At 72.5% G+C, this 3,922-nt stretch carries 4 protein-coding genes and 1 pseudogene; all 5 read left to right on the top strand.

What is annotated here, in order from left to right:
• Positions 1–1,274: pseudogene (locus ACTIR_RS20905) on the top strand (hypothetical protein); the annotation flags it as partial.
• Positions 1,275–1,277: 3 nt separating this feature from the next.
• Positions 1,278–1,733, top strand: a complete 456-nt coding sequence (locus tag ACTIR_RS0100210) for a roadblock/LC7 domain-containing protein (protein ID WP_007026820.1) — start codon at positions 1,278–1,280, stop codon at positions 1,731–1,733.
• Positions 1,734–1,817: 84 nt separating this feature from the next.
• Positions 1,818–2,615 carry a DUF742 domain-containing protein gene (locus ACTIR_RS0100205; protein WP_026452780.1) on the top strand — a complete coding sequence of 266 codons (798 nt, stop codon included), beginning with the start codon at positions 1,818–1,820 and terminating at the stop codon, positions 2,613–2,615.
• The gene (locus ACTIR_RS0100200) at positions 2,596–3,201 is read left to right on the top strand and encodes a GTP-binding protein (protein ID WP_026452779.1); all 606 of its coding nucleotides are present in this window, start codon (positions 2,596–2,598) and stop codon (positions 3,199–3,201) included. Before ACTIR_RS0100205 ends, ACTIR_RS0100200 begins: the two co-directional genes overlap by 20 nt.
• A gap of 151 nt (positions 3,202–3,352) precedes the next feature.
• Positions 3,353–3,769 carry a roadblock/LC7 domain-containing protein gene (locus ACTIR_RS0100195; protein WP_007026823.1) on the top strand — a complete coding sequence of 139 codons (417 nt, stop codon included), beginning with the start codon at positions 3,353–3,355 and terminating at the stop codon, positions 3,767–3,769.
• Positions 3,770–3,922 lie beyond the last annotated feature (153 nt).

Raw genomic sequence — 3,922 nt, 5'->3', positions numbered from 1 at the left:
GCTCGGCCGAGCAGGACCCGCCCGGCGGCCGGTCCGGTCCGTCGGACCACCGCACGGGTGCGGAGTCGACGAACGCGCCCGGCACGGATCCGGCCGGACCGGTGGATCCGTTCGCGGGATCCGGACCCGGCGGCCCCGTGCGGACGGACCGCAACGGTCACCCGCCGCGGGACGACGGCACGAACGCCACCGGAGAGGCCACCCCACCGCTCCCGGAACGACCCGCGGCGACACCGCCCCCGCCGGATCAGCACCCTCTCGGGCCGGACTCCGCCGGATCGGACGGTGCCGGGGCGGACAGGGCCTCGGCGGACACGGCCGGGGCGGACGACGGTTCCCCGGACCCGGGCCCGGAGGACGGTCTGCGTCCGCTGGACGAACCGATCAGTCTCGACGACCTCATCGGCGGCCGGAGTCCGGCGGCGGGCCCGTTTCTGACCCCGGACACCGGGGAGGGGAACGGGGCGCGGTCCGGTCGGGATCCGGAACCGGGATCCGGCGCGGAACCCGCGACCCGGTTCCTCGACGGGCCTGCGGGTGAGCCCCCGACCGAGCTGGTGGGGCCCGCGGCAGTGACCTCTCCGGTGTCGGCCGAGCCGGTGTGGCCGCAGCAGTCCCCGGACGGGGACGTCGCCGACGGACGTGCTCTGGAGGACGATGCGCCCACGAGAAGACTGCCGATCTACCAGTCCGTGTTGTCGCGCTGGTTCAGCGAGGAGAGCGCGTTCGAACCCGACGACGACCACGATGCGGCGGGGTCCGGCGACCCAACCGCGGGTGGTCCGGCGGAGGGGGCCGGCTCGGACGGTCGCGGGGACACCGGACCGGCGGAGGCGGCGATGAACGGTTCCCGGGACGGCGCCGGACGCGACCGTGCGGCGGGCACGCCGGACGGGGCCACCGGCGACGACTGGCACAGCGCCTCGGACCTGGGGTGGCAGGCGGCGCACGCGCTGCTGGAGGACAAGAACGAGGAGATCACCCCCGCGGGCCTGCCGAAGCGCGTGCCCAACGCGTATCTCGTGCCGGGCTCGGTCGGTTGTTCGAGCAGGGATGACGGGTTCACCAGCAGGGGTGACGGGTTCACCGACGCGACCGCCGGGGAGCCGGGGCAGGGGGCCATCGCGCGGTCGGCCGAAGCGGCGCGGACCCGGATGATGAGTTTCCAGCGTGGTTACCAGAGTGGCCGCCACGCGCTCCACGAGCCGCAGGTTCGCAGCGAGCAAGTCGACGAGACGGGGGAAACCCCCCGTTCCAACGGGGCGAAGGAGTAAGAGTTGACACGGGCGGGTTCAGAACGTCCGGGAGCGCCGAATCAGGGCAACTCCGGGCAGACGGGCAACTTCGCGTGGCTCATCACGGATTTCGTGCACCGCGTCCCGGGCGCGGCGCACGCCGTGGTGGTCTCCGCCGACGGCCTGTTGCTCGCGGCCTCGCGGGGGCTGCCCAAGGACCGGGCCGACCAGCTCGCCGCGGTGGCGTCCGGCCTCACGAGCCTCGCCCGCGGCGCCGCGCAGGTGTTCGAGGGCGGCACGGTGGCCCAGACCGTGGTCGAGATGGCCAACGGGTTCCTGTTCCTGATGTCGGTCTCCGACGGCTCGTGCCTGGCGGTGCTCGGATCCCCGGATTCGGACATCGGGCTGGTGGTGTACGAGATGACGCTGCTGGTGGACCGGGTCGGTCAGCAGATGACACCGGAGTTGCGTGCGCAGTTGCAGGGCGCGCAGCGCTGACGGTTCCACGCGGGAGCACGCGGGCGGGGGGCGACGCAGACGGTGAGACAACGCAGACGGTGAGAACACACTGAGGAGACCGCCGTGAATTCCGGGCAGTCACGAGGCGATCGATGGCTCGACGGTGCGGCCTGGCGCCGGACGAACGAGCCGGGCGACGGGGCCGGGTACCGCGACCGTGCCGACCCGGATCCCCGTCCGGGACGGGCGGGCGGCCCCCCGTCCGACACCCTCGACACGGGCGAGTGGTTGCGCGCGGGCGGTGCCGACGTCGGCCCGTTCGTCACCGACGTCACCGAATCCGGCCAGCTGTTCAGCGGACCCGGTGCCGAGCTGTACGGCATGGGGGGTGGCGGAGCGGGGCGGGACGGCTTCCCGTCCTCCGACAAGGCGCGGCACGATCCGGGTCCGTCCTCCCGGGACCACGGGCCCCCGTCGTGGGACTCCGGCCCGCCCTCGTGGGACTCCGGCCCGCCGTCCTGGGACCTCCCGTCCCCGGTGCCGCGCCGTCCGGGGGAGACCGCCACCGAGGACGAGGACACCTCGTCCGGGCTGGTGCGCCCGTACTTCCGCACCCGGGGCAGGACCAAACCGGACTACGACCTGGCCGTCGAGGCGCTGATCTCCACCAGCGAGCGGGGCAGGCGGCTGGACCGGGTCCGCGTGCCGGAACACCGCTCCATCTGCGGACTGTGCCTGGACACCCGGTCGGTCGCCGAGGTCGCGGCGCTGCTCGGGATGCCGCTGGGGGTCGTCCGAATCTTGGTTGGTGACGTTGCCGGTCTCGGGCTCGTGCTCGTGCACTCCGCGTCCTCCATGGTGGGAGACCGGCCCAGTATCGAGTTCATGGAAAGGGTGCTCAGTGGGCTTCGGAGAATTTGACGCCCCGTCCTCGCCGGCGGTGTCCGGCCCGACGCAGTCGACCAAGATCTTGGTCGCGGGCGGGTTCGGCGTCGGGAAGACGACACTCGTGGGCGCGGTGTCCGAGATCGATCCGCTGACCACGGAGGCCTCGATGACCGAGGCCAGCGTGTCGGTCGACGACCTGTCGCAGACACCGGACAAGGCGACCACCACCGTGGCGATGGACTTCGGGCGGATCACGCTCGACTCCGACGTGGTCCTCTACGTCTTCGGCACACCGGGCCAGCACCGGTTCTGGTTCATGTGGGACGACCTCGCCCACGGGGCGATCGGGGCGGTCGTCCTGGTGGACACGCGCAGGCTCGCCGACGCGTTCCCGTCGATCGACTTCTTCGAGAACCGGAAGCTGCCGTACATCGTGGCGATCAACTGCTTCGACCGGTTGCTGCACCACCAGATCGAGGACGTCCGGCACGCGCTGACCATCGCCCCCTCGGTGCCGATCATGGCCTGTGACGCGCGGGACCGGGAGTCGACCAAGCAGGTGCTGATCTCGGTCGTGCAACACGCGATCGCGCACGACTCGTCCCTGAAGGCGGGGTGAGCTCGGTCACGTTCGCCGGGTGGGCATCCGGGCGACGTGTGCCGTCGCCTGCGCCGACGGCGTGATTCCCGGCGCGGAACCGGGGGAACGGCTACCGGCGGTTTGACCCGGCTAATAGTCTTGCGCGCAGGCCGCGAGGCGAGGAGGGACAGTGACGGCAGCGACTCACCGCGGTTTCGGCTGGCTCATCACCGACTTCGTGCGCCGGGTGCCCGGTGCCGCCCACGCGGTGGTCGTCTCCGCCGACGGACTGCTGCTCTCGGCCTCGGACGGACTCCCGCAGGACCGGGCGGAGCAGCTCTCCGCCGTCGCCTCGGGGCTGGTGTCGTTGACCTACGGGGCCGCCCGCTGCTTCGACGGCGGGGAGGTGACCCAGACGGTCGTCGAGATGGAGAAGGGCTACCTGTTCCTGATGTCCATCAGCGACGGCTCGTGCCTCGCCGTGCTGGCCGCGCCCACGGCCGACATCGGCACCGTCGCCTACGAGATGACGCTGCTGGTGGACCGGGTCGGCCAGCAGATGACCCCGGAGCTCCGTGCCCAGCTGCAGGGCGGCGCGCGTGACTGAGGGCGACGAGTGGGAGAAGCTGAACCGGCCGACGGGGAGGGAGGAGTTCGACTCCCCGAACCGGTTCGACCTGAGCAGCGTCGCGCAGGTCACCGAGCTGGCGCGCCGCGTGCGCCCGCAGGGCCCGCCCCGGCCGCCGACACCGCCCGCGTC

The organism is Saccharomonospora iraqiensis subsp. iraqiensis (genome assembly GCF_000430445.1).
GTDB lineage: Bacteria > Actinomycetota > Actinomycetes > Mycobacteriales > Pseudonocardiaceae > Saccharomonospora > Saccharomonospora iraqiensis.
The sequence above is the reverse complement of the archived record's forward strand: the minus strand, read 5'-3'. Positions and strand labels throughout refer to the sequence as shown.